23 protein-coding genes are annotated in these 26261 nt (G+C 43.2%); 3 read left to right on the top strand and 20 right to left on the bottom strand.

The features are described 5' to 3' along the window. Nucleotides 1-18 precede the first annotated feature (18 nt). The 5 genes from rlmD to OCV72_RS00390 are packed head-to-tail and all read right to left on the bottom strand — an operon-like array spanning nt 19 to nt 5807. Nucleotides 19-1299 carry a 23S rRNA (uracil(1939)-C(5))-methyltransferase RlmD gene (rlmD, locus tag OCV72_RS00410; RefSeq protein ID WP_081020956.1) on the bottom strand — a complete coding sequence of 427 codons (1281 nt, stop codon included), beginning with the start codon at nt 1297-1299 and terminating at the stop codon, nt 19-21. Then, on the bottom strand, nt 1196-2260 hold the full coding sequence (gene rsmH / locus OCV72_RS00405) for a 16S rRNA (cytosine(1402)-N(4))-methyltransferase RsmH (protein ID WP_055281042.1): 1065 nt from the start codon (nt 2258-2260) through the stop codon (nt 1196-1198). The genes rlmD and rsmH overlap by 104 nt, the downstream gene beginning before the upstream one ends. After that, complete coding sequence (gene yqeB / locus OCV72_RS00400; RefSeq protein WP_330376531.1) at nt 2226-3719, bottom strand: selenium-dependent molybdenum cofactor biosynthesis protein YqeB; 1494 nt, start codon at nt 3717-3719, stop codon at nt 2226-2228. The genes rsmH and yqeB overlap by 35 nt, the downstream gene beginning before the upstream one ends. Then, nucleotides 3653-4456 carry a selenium cofactor biosynthesis protein YqeC gene (gene yqeC / locus OCV72_RS00395; protein WP_055281039.1) on the bottom strand — a complete coding sequence of 268 codons (804 nt, stop codon included), beginning with the start codon at nt 4454-4456 and terminating at the stop codon, nt 3653-3655. The genes yqeB and yqeC overlap by 67 nt, the downstream gene beginning before the upstream one ends. Before the next feature lie 7 nt (nt 4457-4463). Next, nucleotides 4464-5807 carry a uracil-xanthine permease family protein gene (locus OCV72_RS00390; protein WP_055281037.1) on the bottom strand — a complete coding sequence of 448 codons (1344 nt, stop codon included), beginning with the start codon at nt 5805-5807 and terminating at the stop codon, nt 4464-4466. A gap of 247 nt (nt 5808-6054) precedes the next feature. On the opposite strand from OCV72_RS00390, the gene OCV72_RS00385 reads away from it, so the two are divergent. Further along, a complete protein-coding gene (locus OCV72_RS00385; protein ID WP_055281034.1) occupies nt 6055-7503 on the top strand; it encodes an aminoacyl-histidine dipeptidase in 1449 nt (482 codons plus the stop codon). A gap of 105 nt (nt 7504-7608) precedes the next feature. Here the strand turns inward: OCV72_RS00385 and OCV72_RS16525 are convergent, their stop codons facing one another. The 11 genes from OCV72_RS16525 to OCV72_RS00330 form a co-directional block, all read right to left on the bottom strand. Continuing rightward, nucleotides 7609-7806, bottom strand: coding sequence for a 3D domain-containing protein (locus OCV72_RS16525; RefSeq protein WP_055281032.1), 198 nt, complete (start codon nt 7804-7806; stop codon nt 7609-7611). Next, nucleotides 7800-7949, bottom strand: a complete 150-nt coding sequence (locus OCV72_RS00375; protein WP_155515184.1) for a hypothetical protein — start codon at nt 7947-7949, stop codon at nt 7800-7802. Before OCV72_RS00375 ends, OCV72_RS16525 begins: the two co-directional genes overlap by 7 nt. Nucleotides 7950-8153: 204 nt before the next feature. Next, complete coding sequence (glyA, locus tag OCV72_RS00370; RefSeq protein ID WP_055281030.1) at nt 8154-9392, bottom strand: serine hydroxymethyltransferase; 1239 nt, start codon at nt 9390-9392, stop codon at nt 8154-8156. A gap of 173 nt (nt 9393-9565) precedes the next feature. Beyond that, nucleotides 9566-10756, bottom strand: coding sequence for a molecular chaperone DnaJ (gene dnaJ, locus OCV72_RS00365; RefSeq protein WP_028087089.1), 1191 nt, complete (start codon nt 10754-10756; stop codon nt 9566-9568). Nucleotides 10757-10779: 23 nt separating this feature from the next. Then, nucleotides 10780-12660, bottom strand: a complete 1881-nt coding sequence (gene dnaK, locus OCV72_RS00360; protein WP_055281028.1) for a molecular chaperone DnaK — start codon at nt 12658-12660, stop codon at nt 10780-10782. Between the two features lie 55 nt (nt 12661-12715). Continuing rightward, nucleotides 12716-13303 (bottom strand): nucleotide exchange factor GrpE, encoded by a 588-nt coding sequence (gene grpE, locus OCV72_RS00355; protein WP_172677187.1) that lies wholly within the window; start codon nt 13301-13303, stop codon nt 12716-12718. A 36-nt stretch (nt 13304-13339) separates the two neighbouring features. After that, nucleotides 13340-14395 carry a heat-inducible transcriptional repressor HrcA gene (gene hrcA / locus OCV72_RS00350; RefSeq protein ID WP_055281023.1) on the bottom strand — a complete coding sequence of 352 codons (1056 nt, stop codon included), beginning with the start codon at nt 14393-14395 and terminating at the stop codon, nt 13340-13342. Nucleotides 14396-14553: 158 nt separating this feature from the next. Next, nucleotides 14554-15873, bottom strand: a complete 1320-nt coding sequence (locus OCV72_RS00345; protein WP_055281021.1) for a replication-associated recombination protein A — start codon at nt 15871-15873, stop codon at nt 14554-14556. Between the two features lie 39 nt (nt 15874-15912). Continuing rightward, nucleotides 15913-16527: a polysaccharide deacetylase family protein gene (locus OCV72_RS00340; protein ID WP_044924795.1), complete on the bottom strand. Its 615-nt coding sequence runs from the start codon at nt 16525-16527 to the stop codon at nt 15913-15915. A gap of 286 nt (nt 16528-16813) precedes the next feature. Continuing rightward, entirely contained in the window at nt 16814-17422 is a 609-nt protein-coding gene (locus tag OCV72_RS00335; protein WP_055281019.1) for a flavin reductase family protein, read from the bottom strand. A gap of 19 nt (nt 17423-17441) precedes the next feature. Continuing rightward, the gene (locus OCV72_RS00330) at nt 17442-19088 is read right to left on the bottom strand and encodes a putative manganese-dependent inorganic diphosphatase (protein ID WP_055281017.1); all 1647 of its coding nucleotides are present in this window, start codon (nt 19086-19088) and stop codon (nt 17442-17444) included. A 199-nt stretch (nt 19089-19287) separates the two neighbouring features. On the opposite strand from OCV72_RS00330, the gene OCV72_RS00325 reads away from it, so the two are divergent. Beyond that, the gene (locus OCV72_RS00325) at nt 19288-19983 is read left to right on the top strand and encodes a S1 RNA-binding domain-containing protein (RefSeq protein WP_055281015.1); all 696 of its coding nucleotides are present in this window, start codon (nt 19288-19290) and stop codon (nt 19981-19983) included. Nucleotides 19984-20599: 616 nt separating this feature from the next. Here OCV72_RS00325 and OCV72_RS00320 read toward each other — a convergent pair. The 3 genes from OCV72_RS00320 to OCV72_RS00310 all read right to left on the bottom strand — a co-directional run bounded on the left by OCV72_RS00320 (nt 20600) and on the right by OCV72_RS00310 (nt 24236). Continuing rightward, the gene (locus OCV72_RS00320) at nt 20600-22525 is read right to left on the bottom strand and encodes an NAD(+) synthase (protein WP_055281012.1); all 1926 of its coding nucleotides are present in this window, start codon (nt 22523-22525) and stop codon (nt 20600-20602) included. 11 nt (nt 22526-22536) lie between these two features. Further along, nucleotides 22537-23415: an Hsp33 family molecular chaperone HslO gene (gene hslO, locus OCV72_RS00315; protein WP_028086666.1), complete on the bottom strand. Its 879-nt coding sequence runs from the start codon at nt 23413-23415 to the stop codon at nt 22537-22539. Between the two features lie 62 nt (nt 23416-23477). Then, the gene (locus tag OCV72_RS00310) at nt 23478-24236 is read right to left on the bottom strand and encodes a class I SAM-dependent DNA methyltransferase (RefSeq protein ID WP_055281010.1); all 759 of its coding nucleotides are present in this window, start codon (nt 24234-24236) and stop codon (nt 23478-23480) included. 232 nt (nt 24237-24468) lie between these two features. Here OCV72_RS00310 and OCV72_RS00305 point away from each other — a divergent pair, with 232 nt between their 5' ends. Further along, nucleotides 24469-25071 carry a TetR/AcrR family transcriptional regulator gene (locus tag OCV72_RS00305; RefSeq protein ID WP_055281008.1) on the top strand — a complete coding sequence of 201 codons (603 nt, stop codon included), beginning with the start codon at nt 24469-24471 and terminating at the stop codon, nt 25069-25071. A 32-nt stretch (nt 25072-25103) separates the two neighbouring features. Here OCV72_RS00305 and OCV72_RS00300 read toward each other — a convergent pair whose 3' ends face one another. Then, nucleotides 25104-26258 (bottom strand): alanyl-tRNA editing protein, encoded by a 1155-nt coding sequence (locus tag OCV72_RS00300; RefSeq protein WP_055281006.1) that lies wholly within the window; start codon nt 26256-26258, stop codon nt 25104-25106. Nucleotides 26259-26261: the final 3 nt, after the last annotated feature.

The raw sequence follows: 26261 nt of genomic DNA, 5'->3' as shown, positions 1-26261 counted from the left end.
ATATTTTTCCTCCTTTATCTATCTCTTTTTCACAAGCTTTACTACCGTCTCGATATGATCGCAGAACGGGAAGTTATCCACCGGCTGGATCTTCACTGCCTGATATCCGTTTCCCGTCAGATATTTCAGATCTCTTGCCAGTGTCTCCGGATTACAGGACACATAGACAACCCTCTTGGGCCCGAGCTTTATTACAGAAGAAAGGAACTTCTCATCACTTCCGGCTCTCGGCGGATCCATGAATACCACATCTGCTTTTTGGTTCTTCGAAGCCATATCTACCATGAATCTTCCCGCATCACCTGCATAGATCTCGGCATTCTTGATGCCATTTTCTTTTGCGTTGATTCTCGCATCTTTCACCGCATCTTTGTTCAGCTCTACTCCTATGACTCTCTTTGCATTCCTGGCTGCAATCAGACCAATTGTACCGGTTCCGCAGTACGCATCGATCACCGTCTCTTTTCCGGTCAGTTCCGCATAGTCCATGGCTGTATTATAAAGGATCTCCGTCTGTACAGGATTCACCTGATAGAACGATTTTGGAGAAATACGGAACGTACAGCCGCATAATCTGTCTTTAATAAATCCCGGTCCGTAGATCGGCTTTTCCTTTTCTCCCAGCACCATACTGGTCTGCTTGTTATTCACATTCAGTACTACGGTCGTAATCTCAGGATGTACTTTTTTCAAAGCCTTCACAAAGTTATTCTTTGATGGAAGAATTGGCGACCCCAACACCAGAACGACCATAATCTCACCAGTCTCAAAACCTCTGCGGATCAATACATGTCTCAAAAGTCCATATCCTGTATCTTCATTATATGTCTTAATCTTAAAAGACGGCAGAAGTTCACGGATTGTACGGATGATCTCCTGACTTTTCTTATCTTCGATCAGACATTCTTCCACTGCGATCACACGGTGCGTTCCTTCTGCATAGATGCCGGATATCACATTTCCTTTTCTGTCATGATCGAATACCGCATGTACTTTATTTCTATAAAAATATGGATGCTCCATACCGATGATCGGACTGACTTTGCAAAAGCCGCCCAATAATTTTTCTTCCTGCTTCTGTTTTCTTTTCAGCTGTTCTTTGTATGGTATCTTCTGGAACTGGCAGCCGCCACATTTTTTATCGATTTTACATGCAGAAGTCTGACTCCGTGTCTGCTTTTTATTTTTCTGTACTTTACTCTTCTGACCTGATTGCCCAGCGCATTTTCGTGCATTTCGCACGGCTGTTGCGGAAGCATTCTTCTTTGGACGGTCGGATGACGTCTTTTGCGATCTCACTGTACAGGCCCTCCTTTTTCCATTGTTTGAATGATTTCTTTACCAGACGGTCTTCCCCCGAATGGAAGGTAAGGATTGCCACTTTTCCTCCCGGTTTTAGCACACCCGGCAGCTTATCCAGGAAATCATACAATACTTCAAATTCATGATTCACATCAATACGAAGTGCCTGGAATACCCGCTGGCTCGACTTACGTATTGCTTCTTTTCTTTCTTTTTCCGGAATAAATGCAAGTGCCTCTCCGATCACCTGGTGCAATCCCGTTGTTGTTTCAATCTTTCCGCCTTTTCGGATCTTTTCCGTAACTGCTTCTGCAATCTCTTCTGCATAAGGTTCATCTGCATTTTCAACCAGCATCCCTGCAAGTTCTTCTTTTGAAATGTCATGCAGCCGTTCTGCCGCACTGATTCCTTTCTCCGGATTCATCCGCAGATCCAGAGGACCTTCTGCTTTAAACGTGAATCCCCGGTCCGGGTTATCGATCTGCATGGATGACACACCAAGATCTGCCAGTACAAAATCAAATTTTCCGGCTTCTTTTGCTACTTTGTCAATATTAGCAAAGTTCTCAAGCTTTACTGTCAGGATGTCTGATCCGAATCCTTTTTTCTCCAGACGTTTCTTTGTCTTTGCTGATTCGATCGGATCTACATCCAGTCCGTAGATATGACCCTCTCCCTGCAGTTTTTCCAGCATCTTTGAGGTATGCCCTCCATATCCAAGCGTTGCATCCAGTCCCTGCTGTCCCGGCTGGATATCAAAAAAGTCTAAAATCTCCTGTACACAGATGGAAATGTGCATTCCTGCCGGTGTTCCGCCTTTTTGGATCACCTTTGAAATAGTATCTGCATACTTTTCCGGATTCAGTTCTTTATATTTTTCTTTATAATTTCTCGGATGTGTTCCGGAATATCGGACTCTCCGTTTATGTTTCTTCTCTTGATTTTCCTGATTCTCCATAATCTCTCTCCCATTTTATCAGTTGTTCCGGTACATCTACATCCCGGAGTTCTGCTTCTTCTGTCTCACAGAGCACCACATCTTCTTTATGTGCACAGATGATCTGTTTTCCGCCTTTATCACCGGAAAGTCTGCACAACTCCCGGAAAAAGCACGAATCCCATAATACGGGATTCCCGGTTCTTCCTTTCCATCCGGCACATACAATCTTTCCCGGATGCATCTTCCCCATCTCAAGCATACGGGCAAATGTCCCGGCTGTCAATCCCGGCTGGTCACATACGATGAACATAGCCCCCTTTAACCCAGGATTCTCATCTAATGCTCTCTTTAATCCTAACTTCAGCGAATGTGCGATTCCAAGATCCGGCTCCGTATTCTGTACCACCAGCATCCCCTGTGTTTTTGCCGCATTCTCTATCTCTTCAAATCTTGTTACCACTACCTGTGTACACAATGGAAATGCACGCATTTTACGAAGGGTATGTTCGAACATCTGCCCTCCATCCAGTTTCTCCAGCAGCTTATTGTTCCCGTACCGGCTTGACTTTCCGGCTGCCAGGAGAATCATCGCATAATCTTTATCTGACAGACGTGCTTCTACTGTCTTTACCACGGAACTGCCAATCTCATTTGCCTTATCCGAGATCAGATAACACAATTTCTTGTCCTTTCTCGGATCCACATCTCCAATCTTCAGACCCTTTTTTACCTGCACGCCTTCCTGTAACATCCCCCGGATCACACCCTCCAACTGAGAATAGACCGGTTTTCCTCCGGTCAGAGCTAGAAGTTGTCCTTTTCGGACAACATCCCCGATCTGTGCTTTCGGCTCCATCCGTCCGGCTGCTGACGCCCTGATCAGACGTTCCAGCGCATAGCCGCCCACATATCCCGGAATGCCGGTATTGGGAATCGGCTGTCCGTCATAGATGATATCCGCAAGTGTTAATCCACGCATTGTCTCTATGACAGCATGGACATCTTTTCCCGCTATAAACCCCGGTCCGAGACCGATCACATATGGTGCATCTGCCCGGCTGGTTCCTGTATTTCTTTTTGCAAGAATTGCATCCACAAGTACATCCGGTCTGAATTCTCTCCGGATCTCTGCCTCCGGGTCTACGATTACGGCAATCTTATCCGCTGCCAGTACCCTCCTGGCTTCCTGATAATTTTCCACAAGAATTCCTTCTATTCCTTCTACTTCTATCCTGCCTTCATAGACTGCCCGTGACATTGCAACTTCACGTCTGACGGTAAGCGGCACTGCAATCTCCGTCATGATCACCCGGAATCCTGCCCTGTGAAGTGCCACTCCTACACCCGTAGCCAGATCTCCGGCTCCTCTGATTAATACTTTTTTTCTGTTTTTATACATTTCTGACATAGTTACCATCTTTCTTTCAACGGAATCAGGTCCGATACCACATGCACTCTGTGGATCTGCCCCGGGCATTCCATACTATCTGCATGCCTGTCTGACAACTGCTTTACGATCTCTTCCGCAAGTTCCACTGCTATTTTTTTCTGCTCCTTAGTATCTGCCTGATTCAGTATCACCTGATATTCCATATCATCCGTCACGTATTTTCGTCCCGCACTCTGACTTACCGCAAGTGTGACAATATCTTCCGGACACAGAATATCTTCTTCTGTCTTTCCGAGAATCTTCCCGGTCTCTTTCACCCGGAAACAACCTTCTTTCAGCTTCTTTCCAACCGCACTCATCCCATATACATTCAAAACAATATCTGTCTGCTCACAGATCACCGGCTCATGTTCCGCAGGGGTTTTAACCGGCAGACGCTTCGCTCCGTCTGCCTCTAGAAGCAGTACACCTGGTTCACGGCTGATCTCTTTTAGATATTCTTCTTGAAAAGATGCAAGCTTCCCATCCGTTGTCTCTCTTCCCATCCATACAACACCATATTTTATCATAATCTGACGGAACATTTCCACCGAAGGTTTTCCCAGAAAATATCCGGCATCACATTTTTGTATATGAGTTGTTGTAGAAACCGCACATGGAATTTCGGCATTCCGGCATTCATCCATAAGCCTGCGGATCACTGTCGTCTTTCCGCCTCCGCCGACAACGGATACCGTCTTATGAAAATTTTCTTTAAAAATTCCAATAGCCTGGCATAAACTGCCAGGCTCTTTCCATTCACCATTTATATAACTTATTATCATATAAGGATTATTTCTCCTCTTTTTTCTTTGCTTTTGGAAGGGTTAAATTTAACACAATTGCTACGATCGTTGCAAGAACAACCGGAGATTTTCCGAAAATTGTTGTCACCCATTCCGGGAACTGTGCCAGTGAAGCATTTGCCTGTGTCACACCCATTCCTACTGCTACTGCAAGTCCTACAACTGTTGTATTACGGAAATCCATTGGCTCTGTCGTGATCAGTTTGATTCCCGTCATTGTAATCGAAGCAAATACAGAGATTGTCGCACCGCCGAGTACACAATACGGAATTGTCGTAAGCAGAGAAGAAAACTTCGGAATCAATCCTGCTGCCAGTAATATCACTGCTGCCAGCCCCATTACCACACGGCTGACGACCTTTGTTGTTGATACGATACCTACATTCTGGCTGTATGTCGCAGTCGGAAGTCCTCCAAAGAATGCACAGAAAATGTTACTGATTCCATAGCCTACAATTCCACCTGTCAGTTCTTCATCTGTCGGCATACGGTCCATAGATCCTGTTGTTGTTGCCGAAAAATCACCAATTGCCTGTACTGCATTGATCGCAAACAGAATTCCGATCGCAACACATGCAGATGGTTCAAACTTAATTCCAAAATGCATTGGTTTCGGAAGCTGGAAGAACGCTGCCGATGACACAGATGAAAAATCTACCATTCCAAAGAACAACGCTACGATATATCCTGCAATAATTCCGATCAGGATGGATGCCAGTTTCCATACCCCTTTTCCGTAATGATTCAATGCTGTTACAATGATCAATGTAATAATCGCAACCACCCAATTCTGCCATGATCCATAAGTCTTGCTGCTCGCACCTCCGGCCATATAGTTAATTGCTGTCGGATACAGAGAAAGACCGATAGAAAATACGACGGTTCCTGTAATCAGTGGCGGGAAGAATTTGCGGATTCTCTTAATATTCAATCCCACCAGAAGTGCAACCACACCTCCGATAATCTGTGCACCCAGAATTGTTGCAATGTCAAAATCAGACGCAATTGCCTGCATACTTGGAACATACGCAAAGCTGATTCCCATCATAACCGGAAGTGCCGAACCGATCCGGAAATTCTTTGTTTTTATAAATGGAAACAATTGCAGTAATGTCGTCAGTGCCGACATCACCAGTGCTGCCTGTATTAAGATCACGGAATCTTCCTGTGAAATTCCGGCCACTCCCGCAACAATGATCGATGGTGTTACACATCCGACGATCATCGCAAGTACATGCTGGATTGCAAGTGGCAAAGCCTGTCCGATAGATGGTTTTCCATAAAAATCAAATAATGCTTTGTCCATCTGTTTTGCTTCTTTTGTACTCATATATATCCTCCTGTAAATTTCTTTCGAACGCATGGCGATTCATATTATTTTCAACTTAAATATTATATATTTTTTCTTCTTTTTTGTGTAGTCCTGCAGTTATTGAATGTTTTAATAAAATCTTATAAGCTACAGTTATTATAGCTATTACATTCCGTTATGTATACATTAAATTTTATCATGGTAAAGTGCTGAATTTCATGGTACAATGATAGATAGAGACTAAAGACAAACGGAGGAATGAACAATGGGAATTTTGTCTAATATTGAACCAAAAGAAGTATTCCATTACTTCGAAGAATTAAGTATGGTACCCAGAAGTACCTTCCACACAAAAAAAATCAGTGATTTTTGTGTGGAATTTGCAAAAGCTCACAATCTGGAATATATCCAGGATGAAGTGAACAACGTAATCATCAAAAAACCTGGTACTGCCGGATACGAGAACAGTGATCCGGTGATCATCCAGGGACATCTGGACATGGTCGCTACAAAGACAACCGACAGTGATCATGATTTTGAAAATGATCCTTTAGACCTTTTTGTAGATGGTGATCTGATTGGGGCAAAGAACACCACTCTCGGTGGCGATGATGGCATCGCCGTTGCTTACGCTATGGCAATCCTTGCCAGCACAGACATTCCACACCCACCGATCGAAGCTGTATTCACAATTGATGAAGAGATTGGTATGGGCGGTGCACATCACCTGGATACATCTGTATTAAAAGGAAAGATCTGTCTGAACATTGATTCTGAAATTGAAGGTGTTATGACTGTCGGATGTGCCGGCGGCTACATTTACGATACCTTCATCCCGATCGAATGGAGTGAAGAAAACGGAACAAAGATGACGATCTCCATTTCCGGTCTGCAGGGCGGACATTCTGGCGCAGAAATCCAGAACCAGCTTGGAAATGCACACAAGATCATGGGACGCGTCCTGTATGCTCTTGCAAAAGATTACGACTTCAACATTGTAAGCACAAACGGCGGAAATGCAGCAAACGTAATCGCACAATATAATACGACTGAGATTATTGCTGACCCTGCACAGGCTCAGGCTATCGCAGATGCTGTTACCGAACTGGAACAGACGATCTCCGCTGAGTTTGCCGGACAGGAACCAACTTTATCTCTGAACGCTGTTTCCGAAGGCGAGACTGCCTTAAAAGCATTTGACGCAGATACTACTGCACATGTAATCGGATTCCTGTATGGAGCAATCGATGGTGTACAATGCTATGACCGTGCGTTCCCTACAGCTGTAGAATCTTCCCTGAATACAGGTATCGTTGAAACCACAGAAGATACGGTAAAGATCAAATTCCAGGTTCGCAGCTCCGTTGCTACCAAGTTAGATGATATGCGAAACAAACTGGATCTTGCAACAGATCTTGCAGGTGCTTCCCGCGAAATCTCCGGTGAATATCCGGCATGGAGCTACAATGCAGATTCCGTGATCCGTCCGAAAGCAATTGAACTTTATAAAGAAATGTTCGGCAAAGAGCCTACCGTTGAGACAACTCACGGAGGACTGGAATGTGGAATCTTATTCGGAAAGAAGAATGATCTTGATATCATTTCTTTCGGACCGGAACTGACAGGTGTACATACTTATAATGAACGCGTACATATCGAATCTACAAAGCGTATGTGGGATTATCTGAAAGAACTTTTAAAGATCTGTAAATAATCCATATCTATCCAGCGTTTTTTATGAATGCAACGTAATATTAAAAGACAGCTTTTCAAACTTTCAAATCTGAAAAAGCTGTCTTTTCTCATTTTTATTTTATTCTTATTTCACAAGAAATACATCTGCATTTGTCACCCCGAGCGCCGCTGCCTCTGCGTGATTATTTACATAGATGTCAATGTGGTTTCCCTGAATTGCACCGCCGCAATCCTCAGCTGTAAATATATGACCTCCGATGATCACTTTCGTTCCGTAAGGAATAACTCTTGGATCAACCGCAATCGTCTGACCTTCTACCACCGGCGTTCCTGTTGCTGTAATTCCGTCTGCTTTATTTTTACTGTTTCTTCCGCCGTTTTATATTGTTCTTCCCCTGTTGTCGTGATCTGCTGTTTTGTCTCATCGCTGTTATCGAGATTCTTCTTGTATAGATTAATATACATTATTTTTGATTATACGCTTCCTGCTTTTAAATTTCCATCCTGTTATTACTTTGTTTTTATCATTTTCATAAAAACTCATAAAAATACGCTGTCTTATTACTAAAATTTTTGGTATCTGCACAGCAAAAATGCGTCTGAATAAGTTTAAAAACCATACTCCGACGCATCCTTGATTTTCTTATTTTCTTTCGTTATTCTCGAATATTACATATCCAGAGGATATTTTGCAGTCAGCTCTGCAACCATTCCTTTGACTTTTTCAATATTGTCTTCACTTTGAAGTACCAGTGCGATGCACTCTGCGATCACATCCATATCTTCTTCTTTTAATCCTCTTGTTGTAACTGCAGGTGTTCCAAGTCTGACACCACTTGTCACGAACGGAGATCTTGGATCGTTCGGTACCGTATTCTTGTTACATGTGATGTGTGCGGCATCCAGACGTTTTTCCAGTTCTTTACCGGTTACCTCTTCGTCTCTTAAGTCAATCAACATCAGGTGATTATCTGTTCCGCCGGATATGATCTTTACACCACGACCCATCAGACCTTTGCTGAGTGCCTGTGCATTTTTGATGATCTGCTTCTGATATTCTGCGAATTCAGGCTCCAGTGCCTCTTTAAAGCACACAGCCTTTCCCGCAATCACATGTTCCAGTGGACCTCCCTGAATTCCCGGAAATACAGCTTTATTAAAGTTGAACTTATCTGCTGCTTCCTGATTGCAAAGAATCAGACCTCCTCTTGGTCCGCGCAGTGTCTTATGTGTAGTAGTTGTAGTTACATCTGCATACGGGATCGGACTTGGATGAAGTCCTGCTGCAACAAGTCCCGCGATATGTGCCATATCAACCATAAGGTATGCTCCTACTTCATCTGCAATCTCACGGAACTTTTTGAAATCAATGATTCTTGCATAAGCACTGGCTCCCGCAATGATCATCTTTGGTTTTTCTTTCACTGCGATCTCACGGACTTTATCATAATCGATCACGCCTTCGTCGTTCACTCCATATGATACGACGTTGAAATATTTACCGGAAATATTAACCGGAGAACCATGTGTCAGATGTCCGCCGTGATCCAGGTTCATACCCATAACTTTGTCTCCGGGCTCCAGCATCGCAAAGAATACTGCCAGGTTTGCCTGTGCGCCGGAATGCGGCTGTACATTGGCATAATCACAGCCGAATAACTTCTTTGCTCTTTCTCTTGCAAGATCTTCTACTACATCCACACACTGACATCCACCATAATAACGTTTGCCTGGATAGCCTTCTGCGTATTTATTTGTAAGCGGACTTCCCATTGCTGCCATGACCGCTTTACTTACCCAGTTCTCCGATGCGATCAGTTCCAGATGCGAATTCTGTCTCTCCATCTCGGCCTGAATGGCATCTGCAATTTCACTGTCTGCTTTTTTAATTTCATCAAATGCGTACATACTTGAGTCCTCCTGGTTTGTTAAAAATTTGATTTGTTTAATATGATAGCACTTTACCACGGTGAATGCCAGCATTTTTTGTATATTTTTCAATACCTGTCAGATTTACAGAACCTGCCATCACCGGTTTTCCATAGATACTTCTAGACACAAAGAGGAAACCCCTGATGAAATTAATCATCAAAGGTTTCCTTTAATTTATCCATAAATCCTTTTTTCTTTTTACCTTTATGCTCTTCCGTCTTGTCACTCTTTTCTGTTCCAAGAGAATTGCCTGTCAGTTCATCGAATTTACGAAGTGCTTCTTTTGCTTCGGCACTTAAGTGTTCCGGTGTCTGGATAACAAGCGTTACATAATGATCGCCGCGAACCTGTGCATTTCTAAGAGATGGAACTCCCTTTCCTTTCAGACGTACTTTTGTATCGGTCTTGGTTCCCGGTTTTACAGTATAGATTACTTCTCCGTCTACCGTCTTGATACGGATATCCGCACCAAGCGCCGCCTGTGCAAATGTAATCGGTACCGTTGAGAAGATATGCATATCCTGACGCTGGAAGATCGGATGTCTTGATACCACGACCTCTACCAGAAGATCTCCTCTTGGTCCGCCGTTTACACCTGGCTCACCTTTTTCACGGATACGCACACTCTGACCATTATCAATACCTGCCGGAATGGATACGGATATCTTCTTCTTGCTGGCTACATAACCTGTACCGCCGCAATCCGGACATTTTTCCTTAATAATCTTACCAGTTCCCTGGCAATCTGGACAGGTCTGTACATTCTGTACGGTTCCAAAGAAAGATTGCTGTGTATATACAACCTGACCTTTACCGCCGCATTTCGGACAAGTCTCCGGAGATGTTCCCGGTTTGGCACCTGTTCCGTTACATTTCGGACATGGGTCTTTTAATACAACATCCAATTCTTTCTCGCATCCGAATACAGCCTCTTCAAATGTGATCCTGACACTCTTCCGGATATTCATACCTTTCATTGGTCCCTGGTTCGCACGTCCGCCTCTGCGTCCGCCGCCGAACAGATCTCCGAAGATATCTCCGAAAATATCTCCAAAATCAGCACCGTTAAAATCGAATCCGCCATATCCGCCGCCTGCTCCTGCACTTCCGTCAAAAGCAGCATGTCCAAACTGATCATACTGACGACGTTTTTCCGGATCGCTCAAGACTGCATATGCCTCAGAAGCTTCTTTGAACTTCTTTTCAGCTTCAGCATCACCCGGATTCATATCCGGGTGATACTTCTTGGCAACCTGTCTGTATGCTTTTTTCAAAGTTGCTTCGTCAGCATCTTTACTGACCCCAAGCACCTCATAGTAATCTCTTTTTGACTCTGCCATTTCCTATTCCTCACTTAATGTTCTTAGACTTCTTTGTAATCTCCGTCTACGACATCGTCGCCCTGGAATCCTTCTGGTGCCGGACCTGCTCCTGCTGAAGCATCTGCCTGAGGACCTGCTCCCTGAGCTCCTGCTGCTGCACCAGCCTGCTCATACATCTTTGTGAAAAGCTTCTGAGCACTTTCTGTCAGTTTTTCTTTACCTGCTTTGATCTCAGCAACCTGCTCGTCTGTAAGAGTATCTGTATTTGCTTTTTCCAGTAACTCTTTCAGAGCTTTGCAGTCAGCTTCTACTGCTGCTTTGTCTGCACCGTCAAGCTTGTCGCCAACTTCCTGCAGAGCTTTCTCTGTCTGGAATACCATAGCGTCAGCTTCGTTCTTAGCATCGATTCCTTCTTTACGTTTCTTGTCCTGAGCTTCGAATTCAGCAGCTTCTTTTACAGCTTTGTCGATATCTTCATCAGACATGTTAGATCCTGCTGTAATTGTGATGTGCTGTTCTTTTCCAGTTCCAAGGTCTTTTGCAGATACATTTACGATACCATTTGCATCGATATCGAATGTAACTTCGATCTGTGGGATTCCACGTGGAGCTGGTGCGATTCCGTCCAGTCTGAACTGTCCGAGGGATTTGTTATCTCTTGCGAACTGTCTTTCTCCCTGTACTACGTTGATATCAACGGCTGTCTGGTTATCAGCAGCTGTAGAGAAAATCTGGCTCTTCTTTGTAGGAATTGTTGTATTTCTCTCGATCAGACGAGTAGCTACACCACCCATTGTCTCGATAGACAGTGACAGTGGAGTTACATCCAGAAGAAGGATGTCGCCGGCGCCTGTATCTCCTGCAAGTTTACCACCCTGAACAGATGCTCCAAGTGCTACACACTCATCCGGGTTCAGAGATTTGCTTGGCTCTTTACCTGTCAGACGTTTTACTTCTTCCTGTACTGCAGGGATACGTGTAGATCCACCAACTAACAGTACCTGACCAAGTTCAGAAGCTGTGATACCAGCATCTGATAATGCTCTCTGTACCGGCTCAGATGTCTTCAGTACAAGATCATGTGTCAGTTCATCAAATTTAGCTCTTGTAAGGTTCATATCGAAATGTTTTGGCCCTTCTGCTGTAGCTGTGATGAATGGAAGGTTGATGTTTGTTGTTGTTGCTGAAGAAAGTTCTTTTTTAGCTTTCTCAGCTGCTTCTTTTAATCTCTGAAGTGCCATCTTATCTGCAGATAAGTCAACACCTTCCTGTTTCTTAAATTCAGCGATCATGTAATCTGTAATCTTCTGGTCGAAGTCATCTCCACCAAGTCTGTTGTTACCGGCTGTAGATAATACTTCGATAACTCCGTCACCGATCTCGATAACAGATACGTCGAATGTACCACCACCAAGGTCATATACCATGATCTTCTGTTCTTTTTCATTGTCAAGACCATATGCAAGAGCTGCTGCTGTTGGCTCGTTGATGATACGTTTTACATCAAGTCCTGCAATCTTACCTGCATCTTTTGTTGCCTGACGCTGAGCATCGTTGAAGTAAGCAGGTACTGTGATAACAGCCTCTGTTACTTTCTCTCCGAGGTATCCTTCTGCATCTGCTTTCAATTTCTGAAGGATCATTGCTGAAATCTCCTGTGGAGAATATTTCTTATCTTCAATTGTTACCTTATAGTCGGTTCCCATCTCTCTCTTGATAGAAGAGATTGTTCTCTCTGCGTTTGTTACTGCCTGACGTTTTGCAGGTTCTCCGACAAGACGCTCACCAGTCTTTGTAAATGCAACTACAGATGGTGTTGTTCTTGCACCTTCTGTGTTGGCGATAACTGTCGGCTGTCCACCTTCCATTACGGCTACGCAACTGTTTGTTGTTCCTAAGTCAATACCTATAATTTTACCCATGATAAATTTCCTCCTGTATTATTCTTTATTCTGATAATTGTGAATATGCTTGTTTCTAGTTTGCTACTTTTACCATGCTGTGTCTTACGACCGAATCACGGTATGTGTAACCTTTCTGAAATTCTTCGGCAACAATATTTTCACCAAAGTTTTCATCTTCCACATGCATCACCGCATTGTGGAAATTCGGATCAAACGGCTGACCTACTGCTTCAATAGGCTTCACCTCTATTCCTTCAAGTGTGGTAACCAGGTGTTTGTATACCTTTTCCATTCCCTGAACGAACGGATCTTCTTTTTCTTCTTCCTTTACCGCATCTAATCCTCTTTCGAAGTTATCTACAACCGGAAGAATCTTTTCTATGATATCTTTCGCTCCAACTTCATACATCTGGGACTTTTCCTTTTCTGTACGTTTGCGGAAGTTATCAAACTCTGCCATCTGACGAGTAAGCTTATCTGTCAGTTCTTCTATCTTCTCGTCCTTTTTATCTTTCTTTTTACCAAATAATTTTTTGCCAGTTTTCTTTTCTGCATCCTCTTTGGCTTCTTCGGAAGTTTCTTCTGTCTCTTCCGCCTCAGCTTCTGCAGATTCAGTCTCAGCTGCAGACTTTTTGGCTTCTTCCACAGCTTCTTTTACCATATCTTCCTGACTTTTTTCCTGCTTATTCTCCAAGGGTTATTCCACCTTTCTATCATTCTTATGAAACATCTGATCCAGTTCTGTCTGGAGACGCTTCATAGATTTTAAAACATGTTCATAATCCATACGTTTCGGTCCGATAATTCCTATCGTTCCTTTCATACCATCCCCCAGTTCATACGTTGCGGTTACCACACTGCAGTCCCGCATGGTCTGTACCGGCGTCTCATCACCGATATATACCTGGATTCCTGTATTGTCTTCCTTTGCCAGGGTCTGGGTTACCAGCTCGGATAACTGCTGTTTTTCTTCAAATGCACTGATGATCTCCTGTGCACTCTGGTTATCACTCAGCTCCGGATATTTAAAAATATTCGTTGCACCGCTTGTATAAATCTGCATGTCATCATCCAGATGAATGGCATCCGCAACTGCATCCAGAACATATCCGACCACCTGACTGTGGATTCCTGCCTGCTCTTTCAATCTGGCGATCAGCCCCAGGTTGATCTCTTCGATTGCCATGCCATTGAGTGTTGTATTCAACAGCATGTTTAACTTCAGCAGATTCTCATTACTGATTGGTTCGTCAATGTTGATGATCTTATTCTTGATCACATTGCCGCCCAGTACAATGACTGCAATCACCTGTTCCTCATCTACCATAGACAACTGAATGAACTTAATCTTATTCGAATTGTTCATCGGAGTGGAAACCATCGTTGCATAATTTGTATTCGTTGCAAGAACCCTTGCCGCCTGCTTCAGAAGCTGATCCATCTTGTCAGCCTTATCAAGCATCTGCTCCTGCATCTCATTTAATTCCTGCTCTTTCTCCTCCATCAGCATGTCTACATAGAGCCTGTATCCTTTGTCCGAAGGAATACGTCCTGCCGACGTATGAGGCTGGATGATATATCCCATCTCTTCCAGATCAGCCATCTCATTACGAATCGTTGCTGAACTTAAATTCAGATCCGTATATTTGGAAATTGTTCTGGAACCAACCGGTTCTCCTGTCTCCAGATAATTCTGAATGACTGCATGAAGTATTTTCAATTTTCTTTCACTCAGTTCTTCATAATTTATCACCGGTACCTCCTCCTTTCGGTTTCGGGTTATTAGCACTCTTTATATCCGAGTGCTAACACCTTTCGACTATTAAGATAGCACTCCCGCATATTTTTGTCAACACTGTTTAGATATTTTTTAGAAAGAGGCCGTTCCGGTTAATAAATGACATTCCGGAATTACTGATTCTCCCGAATATACTGCATCCACTCTTTAATCTTTCTCTCATGTCCATTCTCACACGGCACATAGAATTTTTCTCCTGCGATCTCGTCCGGAAGATATTGTTGTTCTACGTAATGGTGCGGATAATCATGAGCATATTTATATCCGGTTCCGTGTCCCAGTTTCTGTGCTCCTTTATAGTGAGCATCCTGCAGATGTGACGGAACAGTCGTCTTTGTCCTCTTCACACTTGCCATTGCATCAGCGATTGCGATATATGAGGCATTACTCTTTGGGGCAGTTGCCACATAAGTGACTGCCTGCGAAAGGATGATCTGTGCTTCCGGCATACCGATTCTTTCAACTGCCTGGGACGCAGATACTGCTACCGTAAGTGCCATCGGATCTGCATTTCCGACGTCTTCCGATGCACAGATCATAATACGCCTGGCTATGAACTTGATATCTTCTCCTGCATACAGCATTTTTGCAAGATAATACACTGCCGCATCCGGATCAGAACCCCGCATACTTTTGATAAATGCAGAGATCGTATCGTAATGATTATCCCCGGTCTTATCGTATTTGACTACCCGTTTCTGAATACATTCGGACGCAACATCCAGTGTTATATGAATCTTTCCGTCTGCCCCCCGTTCTGTTGTCAGGATACCAAGTTCAACCGCATTCAATGCACTTCTGGCATCCCCGCCGGAAATATCTGCAAGAAATTCCAATGCATCTTCCTCTATCACTGCCTGATAACTTCCCATACCTTTTACCGTGTCATAGACCGCTCTCGTGATCAACGTCTTAATATCTTCTTTTGCAAGCGGCTGCAACTCAAAAATGCTCGATCTTGAAAGCAGTGCCCCATTTACTTCAAAATACGGATTTTCCGTCGTTGCACCGATCAGGATGATCGTACCATCCTCCACAAACGGAAGCAGATAATCCTGCTGTCCTTTATTAAATCTGTGGATCTCATCTACGAACAGGATGGTCTTCTTACGGTACATTCCCTGCATCTCTTTTGCTTTGGCAATCACTTCTTCCATATCTTTTTTACCCGCAGTCGTTGCATTGATCTGGATAAATTCCGCACTGGTCGTGTTGGCAATTACTTTGGCAAGCGTTGTCTTCCCAGTTCCCGGAGGACCATAAAAAATGACTGAGCTTAATTTGTCCGCCTTGATCGCCCTGTAAAGCAATTTGTCTTTTCCTATAATATGCTGTTGTCCTACTACTTCTTCCAATGTTGTCGGCCGCAGTCTGGATGCAAGCGGAGCTTCCTTTTCCATGTTCTGCTCCCGCATGTAATCAAATAAATCCATTCTTTCATCTCCATTTAGTTGAACCACAAGAGTACAACTCTAATTCATTATCAGTTCATCGACTGTTACAAATCCAAACCCTTCTTTCTGCAAAATATCCACTATACGTAGTGCTGCATTCACACTAGATTCATAACAGTCATGTAATAAAATAATATCATTTTCCCCCGCCTGCGTCACTACTTTATTGATAATTTCGTCTTCATTGTCCGTTGTCCAGTCCAGTGGATCTATGGTCCACAACACAGGCATGACATCCAGTTTCCTCTCCAGATTCTTCTGCCAGACTCCAAACGGCGGTCTCATATAAGAGACTTCCTCTCCGGTAATTCCGGTGATCACTTCATTGGTCATCAGTATTTCTTCCTGTGCCGTCTCATCCGGCACCCGTGTGATTTCCACATGATGATAGGTATGATTGCCTATCAGATGTCCTTCTTCCGCTTCCCTCTTTACCAGTTCCGGATTATTTTTTGCGTTTTCTCCGATCAGAAAAAATGTTGCTTTTACATTCCGCTCTTTCAATCCATCCAGAAGCTGCGGAGTCCATGCCGGACTTGGTCCGTCATCAAAGGTAATTGCAATCTTTGGATCCTCTTTTATCATATTTGATGCAACATACCGAATGGCTTTTTCATTCTGTTCCGTATGCATGTTATGAACTTTCACCGTTGTCTTATCTTCCACCCGCACCATCCTTGTCACAAGAAAACAGATTCCAACTATGCAAATGAACAAAACAAATGCTTTCTTTCTCTTCTTCCGCCATTTATATATTGCAGCAGATTCATAATCCCGATTTAATTCCATGCTGTCCCCACATACCACCATTTCATTTTACTATATGCAAAGACAGAAAATTCCATGCTCATACCCTTATTTCGAACGCATGGAATTAAAAAAAGCGTCAGCATTCTGACGCCCTACATTTATTTTGTTTTTATTTCTTTCGTTTTCGTGATGCCGCTTTTCTTCCCGACGCAGAAAGCTTTCTGACACTCCATCCAAATGTTCCGAGAGTCTTTCCCAATGTCAGGTATTCTCCGTGAGAATATGCCAAAAGTCCGGCCTTTCCCAGCTGTAGTCTTCCCTTTTTATCCAGATATTCTTCTCCTACCTGAACAGCCTCTACTTTTGCCAGAAACATATGATGCGAACCAAGTTCTTTTATCTCTGTTACTTTACACTCAATGTTCACCGGACATTCTTCTATGATCGGTGCATGATCAAGCTTTGACGCTTTGCCGGCCGTCAGATGCATCTCTTTCCATTTGTCGACATCACGACCGGAACGTACACCGCACCAGTCTGTTGCCTTTTTCAGCTTCTCGGTCGTCAGATTTACTACAAACTCTCCGCTGTCTTTCAAAAGATTGTACGAATATCGTTCCGGTCTTACAGATATATACAGCATCGCCGGATTCGTACATACTGTTCCTGTCCACGCAACTGTTATGATATTCGATCTGCCGGATTTATCTGCAGTACTTACCATCACAGCCGGAAGCGGATACAGCATATTCCCCGGTTTCCAGATCTGCTTTGCCATGTCTTCTCCCCCGTTTCCTTTACTGCTGTAATTCACTTACCAAAGTCGGTATCAGCTGTTTCTTTCTAGATACCACACCCTTTAAGATCATCTTCTCCGTGTTTTCTTTCAGGTCAAATGCATCAATGATATACTCTTTTGCCCTTGCCCCACAGCATAACAGTTCTGTCGACTCATCCAGAATGTCTGTCAGCATAAAGAACACCATCTGCACTCCATTCTTCTCCAGTACTTTCGGAAGATATGGTGTCAGCATCTCTTTTACTTTCTGCAGTTCCTCTTTACTCATGGAATTCAACTGTCCTACGCCAAATACCATATCATTGACTGTAAACTGTTTAAAATCCTGGAAGCAAATATCTTCTGCTGTCTTTCCGGCAAGGCTGCTTCCTGCCTTGAACATCGCCTGTGCCTGTTCTTCCAGATTGATACCCGCAATCTTCGCCAGTTTTTTGGCAATCTTTTCATCCAGCGGTGTGCAGGTCGGTGAACGGAATAAAAGTGTATCTGAAATAATTGCCGAACACAGAAGTCCTGCAATTGTCGGCTTGATCTCCACATCATTTTCTTTGTACATCTGATATACAATCGTTGCGGTACATCCTACTGGCTGGTTACGGAAAAACACTGGTCCCATTGTCTCTATATTTCCCAGTCTGTGATGATCGATGATCTCCACAATCTCTGCTTCTTCGATACCGTCTACAGCCTGATTCTTCTCGTTATGATCTACCAGAATTACTTTCTTCTTACTTACATTTAAAAAACGACGTCTGGATATGAACCCCCTGAACTTTCCATGTCTGTCAATGATCGGGAAATCACGGTACTTCTTCTTTGCCATCACTTCCTTGATATCTTCCACATAATCACTCATATGGAAAGAAATCAGAGGTGCCTTCGTCATAAAGCGCTTAACCGGGACACTCTGGTTGATCAGTCTTGCCGCGGTAAATGTATCGTGTGGCGTACTGATAATCACCGTACTCTGTTCATCTGCACGCTTGATCACTTCTTTTGAAACCTCCGCATTCTGGCAGACAACCATGCAGCTTACATCAATATCCAAGGCACACATCTGTGACTCTACACGGTTTCCAAGAATCACCAGATCATCCTTTTCAATAAATTCCTGCATCAGTTCCGGACTGGACGCACCGATTGCCGCTTTCCCTTTGGTAAAATATCCGTGTTCATTACCGGTTACCATCTCTCCATCCAGTGTATTCATAATGTTACGGTACTGTGTTTTTGCTTTGGAAAGGATCATGTTATCATATACTTCCATATAAGATGTTGCAATATCTCCTGTGGAAATCACACCAAGAAGTTCTTCGTCTCTTAATATAGGAATGGTCTTGATATTATTCTCCTTCATCTTTATCCATGTATCTTTCATAGACACATTCGGACCGATACCATCAATCTGATGGATATCCATATCCTTTACCTGCAGTTTTACATTTTCAAGAAGTGTCGGTGCTTTTACCCCAAACTTCTGTAATACATAATGTGTCTCTTCATTTATCTGACCGGCTCTTTTGGCTACATAATCATTACCGGTTATTTCTCTTTTTAAATTCGCATAGGCAATTGCCGAACAGATGGAATCCGTATCTGGATTCTTATGTCCCACAACGTATATTTTTTCTTCTTTTTTAGCCATCTTTTATCTTTCACATCCTTTTGCTTATATCCTTCAAGTATTAAGCTTGCCATCTTTTTGAAGTTTCGTCAACCTTTATTTCCATGTATTTCGTATTTTTCTTTGAACAATATTATGGTTCTATGCTATACTGAAATTAATACTGGAGAACATGTTATTTGCATGTTCTTACTATTACTAAGAAGGGAATTATTACACTATGAGCGAAGAATTATTACACGAACAAACACAGACAGAAGCAGCTGTTACAATGGCTGACCTTGAGGAACATTTCGATGATGCAAATCCATGGAACGTAGTAAAATCTTATATGGAAAAAGGCACGATCCTGCCTGTAAAAGTAGAAGGAATCGTGAACGGCGGAGCCATTGCCATGATCGAGGGAATCCGCGGATTCATTCCTGCATCCAGATTATCTCTTTCTTATATCGAAGATCTGGAAACATATCTGTTAAAAGATATTGAAGTCAGGGTCATTGATGTAGATGAAGCCAATAACCGTCTTGTGCTCTCTGCACGTGAGATCCTACAGGAAAAAGCAAGAAAAGAAAGAGAAGCCCGAATTGCAGCTGTTAAAGTCGGCAGCATAGTAACTGGTACGGTAGAAAGTCTTCAGAACTACGGCGCATTTGTAGATCTCGGCGACGGACTCTCCGGACTGGTACACATCTCCCAGATCAGTTTAAAACGGATCAAATCACCTTCTGATGTGTTAAATGTCGGAGATGAGGTAAATGTAAAGATCATCGGCGTAAAAGACGGTAAGATCAGTCTCAGCATGAAAGCTCTTGAAGAAGAGAAAAAAGAAGAAGAGGAAATCCATGTAGAGATTCCTAAAGCTGAGGAGATTGGTACAAGTCTCGGAGATTTATTCAAAGGGTTGAAATTAGATTAGTTGGGATTTAATTCAGGAAGGCTGTGGATACCCGAACCGGAATAAAGCTTGGAAAGGCGTTCCTGCTCAGGTTCCATCGGCGGGTCAATTCTAAAGGGGCAAAATTCTGCTAAAAGCAGGCTTTCAAAATTTGAAACTCGGCATACGCCTCAGACAGTCAAATTTTGAAAACCCAACGCAGAATTTTGCCCCTTAAGAATTACCAACGCCTCTTTCACATTCACTGGAACACCTTTCCAAGTTTTATTCCGTGTGTATCAAATGCCTTACGAATGAAATGGCAATTGCGTAACCGTAGTGGCCTCCACTGGGTTACACTTCCGGGCATTTTATTTATTAACATTCGCTGCCATTCACGACTTGAAGGAAACAATAGATAAGGATTATTGTGAATGTGAAATGCCGTTAGAAACAGTTAGAGAGTCAGAAGCACCGTTAAAGGAACGAAGCGAACGTGTTTGAGGCGAACGCCGAGTTTGAGCGTAGTTCCTTTGCTTTTAGGTGCTTCTGACTCTCTTAGTGTTTCTTATGGTATGGAACCTGAACAAGAAGCCTTATCTATTGTTTCCTTCAAGGACTGAGAGGCCGCTTCCCCAGTTAATAAATTAAATCCCAATTACATCCCTACCGGCTTCGCCTTCTCCAGATCTCTCAGCCATACTTCCGCGCATGCATCACTCGGCATTCTCCAGTCACCTCTTGGAGACAGTGCCACAGTTCCTACCTTTGGTCCGTCCGGCAGACAGGAGCGTTTAAACTGCTGGATGAAGAATCGTCTGCAGAACGTATATAACCATTTGTAAATGGTTGCATCATCATATTCACCGTCAAATGCATATCTCGCAATACGGTATATCTTACCCGGTTCATAACTGAATCTCAGCAGATAATACAAGAAGAAGTCATGCAGCTCATACGGCCCGACCAGATCCTCTGTCTTTTGGGCAATCTCACCGTCTTTTGGCGGAAGAAGTTCCGGACTCACCGGTGTGTCCAGTACATCATACAAGACATCTTTTAATTCCTGGTCTTTACAGGTATCCGCATAATAATGGACCAGATGGCGTACCAGTGTCTTTGGAACCGACGCATTGACTCCATACATAGACATATGGTCTCCGTTATAAGTCGCCCATCCAAGAGCAAGTTCAGACATATCTCCTGTACCAATTACAATTCCACCGGTCTGATTTGCAACATCCATCAGTACCTGTGTTCTTTCTCTTGCCTGAGAATTTTCATAGGTTACACTGTGATCTTCCGGATCATGTCCGATATCTTTAAAATGCTGCTCTACTGCTGCCCCCACCGGAATCTCACGCAGTGTTGCTCCCAGTTTCAGTGACATCTTACATGCATTCTGATAAGTTCTGTCCGTTGTTCCAAAACATGGCATTGTTACCGCTGTAATTCCACTGCGGTCCATTCCAAGTGCATCAAATGCCTTTGCGGACACAAGAAGCGCAAGTGTAGAATCCAGTCCGCCGGAGATTCCGACAACCGCACTCTTTGCATGTGCATGTGCAAGACGTTTCTTCAGTCCCATTGCCTGAATTGTCAGAATCTCTTCACAACGTAAATTTCTCTCTGCCATCACACTTGGAACAAACGGTCTGGAAGCAAATTTTCTGGTAAGTTCCGTCTCTTCCACATGGATTGAAAATGGAATACGGATCAGCATTCTTTCTTTTTCTGTCTGGAATGTTGTATTCTTACGTCGCTCGCTTAACAGGCGCTTCACATCCAATTCTGTATAAATCACTTCATTTACGAAGCGATCACTCGCCACAAGTGTTGTTCCGTTCTCCGCAATAATATTATGTCCTCCGAATACCAGATCTGTCGTAGACTCTCCCTCTCCGGCATTGGCATAAATGTATCCGCAGATCAGTCTCGCTGACTGTCCTTCGATCAGGCTTTCACGATAAGATGCTTTACCGATCGTCTCATCGCTTGCAGAACAATTCACGATCACAGTTGCTCCTTCTCTTGCTGCAAGTGTACTTGGCGGAACCGGCGACCATACATCCTCACAGATTTCTGCGGAGATTACCAATTCTTCCATCTGATCTGCCACGAATAAAAGCTGTGGTCCGAACGGGATCTGCTTTCCATCCAGTGTGATCCATCTCGCCTTATCCGGTCCCGGACGGAACTGCCGCATTTCATAAAACTCCCCATAATTCGGGAGAAATGTCTTCGTCGTAAGGCCAAGGATCTTACCATGATTCAAAGCTGCTGCGACATTATAAAGTTCTCCATCTATGGCAAGTGGAACCCCGATAAATATAATCGCATCCTTCTCTTTTGTATATTCGGCTATTTTAAACAGTGCTTCTTTCGATTTCTTTAACAAAATGTCCTGCGTAAAAAGATCACTGCAGGTATATCCCGTTACACATAATTCCGGAAATACGATAACTTTTGCTCCTTTTGCAACAGTCTCATCAATCATCTTACAGATATTTTGTGTATTATAGGCAACATCCGCCACACGGATATCTGGAGTTACTGCTGCCACTTTTACAAACCCGTCTCTCATGACTTTTCTCCTTATCGTTTACAGCGTTTTAAGATATCTTTCAACTCTTCTACGCTGTATTTATATGCCGTATTACAGAAATGACATTTTACTTCTATATCCTGACCGTCATCTATCATATCCTGGATTTCTTTCTTTCCGACACTGATCACAGCCTTTTCTACTCTTTCTTTTGAGCAATTACAATAGAATTTTGTCGGCATTGTACTTGTAATTTCAAGTCCGAGATTTCCAAGCAGGATTTCCAGGATCTGCTCTGGTGTTTCACCTTTTTTCAGATGATCCGTTACAGATGTGATATTCTTCAGATTTTCCTCAATCTGACTGATCGTCTCTTCCTTTGCAAATGGCATCATCTGGATAATGAAGCCTCCTGCACATGCCACTGTATTATCTTTATCCATCAACACCCCAAGTCCTACCGAGGATGGCACCTGCTCCGAATTGGCAAAATAGTACGTCAGATCTTCCGCAATTTCACTGGATACCAGAATGGTCTGTCCGGAGTATGGCTCTTTGAGTCCCATATCTTTGATAACCTGGAGAAGTCCGATTCCGACAGCACCGCCTACATCCAGCTTTCCATTCTTTGGCGGCAGCATGACATCCGGATGATTTACATAACCTTTCACATCTCCCTTGCTGTCCGCAGTAACTGTAATCCCGCCAAGCGGTCCGTCTCCTCTTACCTGAAGTGTCAGCATATCTGTATCATTCTTCATCATACTTCCCATCATAGCTCCTGCAGTAAGAAGTCTTCCCAGTGCTGCGGTTGCCACCGGGCTGGTATTATGATGTTCTCTGGCCGCTTCCACAAGTTCTTTTGTTGTTGCAGCAAACGCTCTTACCTGGCCGTCTGCTGCGGTTGCTCTTACGATATAGTCGTTCATATATATTCCTTTCCTTCTTCTGTTTTTCTATTTTTATTCCGATGAGTTACTTCTCATCTCTATTATTTACCATGCTCTCTTGCGATCACGGTGATCCGTTCACTCGTATGCATCGGTGCTTTCTTTGTATACGCATCATAAGCTGCAACGAATTTCAGACCCGCTTTTTCAATTAGTGTTCTGATTTCTCTGAGTGTATATGCTTTCTGGAAATGACTCTCCTGATACTTTCTGTACAGTGCTTCCTCTTCATCCTCGCGGACAAATAATGTCAGTTCGTATTCATTGATCATCGATGTATGGTTATAATAATTTTCCCAGATAAAGCTACACTCATCCCTGTCTTCTGCGATTACCTGATTACCCAGAATTTCTCTGTACTTATATTCTGTATTAAAATCAAAGATAAAGATTCCCTGCGGGTCCAGATAATTATTGACCAGGCAGAATACTTCCTGCAATTCATTTTTATCTGTCACATAATTTACACAGTCACATACACTGACAATAGCTCTCACTGTTCCATATAATTCGAACTCCTGCATATTCTGTAACAGATAGAGGATATCATGTCCACTCTCGATACGCTTCTCCATTGCGATTTCCAGCATGTCTTCGGAATTATCCACCCCGATCATATCATATCCTTTTTCTGCCAGCAGTTCCGTCATGCTTCCGGTTCCGCATCCCAGTTCCAGAACCAGCCCGTCTCTTATTCCATATTCTTTTAATCTGTCTTCCAGATAATCTGCCCATTCCTCATATGGCACATTATCCATGAATGTATCATAGACCTCGGCAAAACTTGTATATGCCTCCATCTCTTCCTCCTTATAAATCCTTGCATATTTAACATTTCTATTATATCTGCTATCAGTAAAAAAGGCAACGTAGAAAATATGACCATTAGTCAATTTGTTTTTGACTTCTTATCTGCAATTTGTTATACTTATTTTATTGAATATATTACTTTAATATCTTGTTCGAATGAATTTTATATAATGAATTAAGAACTATAGATTTAAGAATTTCAAGAAAGAAGTCTGATTACTCATGGGAAGAGTCGAAGAAAACAAAAAGAAAAAAAAGGAAGCGCTCTTTCGCACCGCATATGAATTATTTACCACAAAAGGAATTAATTCAACTGCCATTTCCGACATTGTTGAAAAGGCTGGTGTAGCGAAAGGAACGTTCTATCTATATTTCAAGGACAAATATGATATCAAAAACAAGCTGATCGCACATAAGACAAAAGAACTGTTTGATCATGCTGCCGTTGCATTGGAAAATTCCGGCATCACCGGTCTGGAAGATCAGCTTGTCTTTATTATCGATGACATCATCAATATTCTGGTCAACAACAAGCCATTGCTGAATTTCATTTCTAAAAATCTTGTAATGGGTGCCTTAAAGTCTGCTTTCTGGTCAGAAGAAGAATCCGACAAGATCTTTTATGAAAGATATCTTGAACTGGTAGAAGCCGACACCTATAATTATAAAGATATTGACATCATGCTGTTCACGATCCTCGAACTGGCCGGTTCTACCGGATATAATTCTATCCTCTTTGAAGAGCCTGTATCTATCGAAGCGTACAAGCCGTTCCTGTACCGTACGGTCCGCCTGATCATCCGGAGTCACCGCGAAGAAGCTTAAAGCTTCTTCCGGCTACAGGACTTGTCATCCGGCTACTGATACCGTGCAATTATTTCTTTCACGGCGTCTTCTGTTCCTTTCACAGAACCCTGGACCATCTCCGGCTTTCCGCCGCCGCGTCCTTCTAATGTACTGTTTAACGTTTTACTGATTGAACGGACATCTTCACTTCTGCTTCCGATCACATAGCGATACCCCTCCTCGTCCGTTCCTGCAAATACCGCGCAGATGACTGCCCCTTTATCCAGCAGTTGGTTCATCATCTCTCTCGGAAGATTTCCCGATAAAGATCCGTCAAATACAGTCACAATCTTCTCATCCACCGGTATCTCTGCCACACAAAACTTCAGAAGTTTCTGCTGCAGTTCTGCAATCTGACTCTTCATACGTGTCTGCTCATTCTTCAGTCTGCCGACCGCTTCTGCCACTTCATATTCTTTCGCACACAACATGGTTGAAATTTCTTTTGTCATGGCATCCTTTTTCTCATAGTCTCTCATGGCACGTCTTCCGCAAAGCATCGTAATGCGTTCACCGCCTTTATAACTTACCATGCTTACCAGTTTGACAGCTCCGATCTCACCGGTTGTCTTCACGTGCGGAGCACAGCATGCACATACATCATATCCCGGAATCTTCACGATACGAACCTGACCTTCAATCTCGATCTTACTGCGGTAATCCATATCTTTCAATTCCTCTTTGGATGGATACAGAACCTCAACTTCCAGATTCCGGTATACTGCTTCATTGGCTGCTGCCTCGATTTCTTTCAGCTGCGCTTTACTGATCGGTCCGTCAAAATCCATGGTACAATAGTCGGCTCCCAGATGGAAACCGACATTATTATAGCCAAATCTTTCATGCACAATACCGGACACTATATGTTCTCCTGTATGCTGCTGCATCTTCTCAAAGCGTTCTTTCCAGTTGATCTTACCGGATACTATACTTCCCACTTCCAATGGTGCTGTCACAGAATGAAAGATCACATCATTTTTTTCGTGCACATCGGTAACTTCTGTATTGCCGAGAATGCCCGTGTCGGCATACTGACCGCCACCTTCCGGGAAGAATGCTGTCTGATCCAGCACCACACAGAAACCATCCTTCGCTTCTTCACAGGAAATTACTTTTGCTGTAAATTCAGTTCTGTGACTGTCCTCATAAAATAATTTCTCTGTCATTTT

Source organism: Dorea amylophila (assembly GCF_025567265.1).
Taxonomy (GTDB): domain Bacteria; phylum Bacillota; class Clostridia; order Lachnospirales; family Lachnospiraceae; genus Dorea_A; species Dorea_A amylophila.
This window is presented reverse-complemented; position numbering and strand designations above follow the sequence as displayed.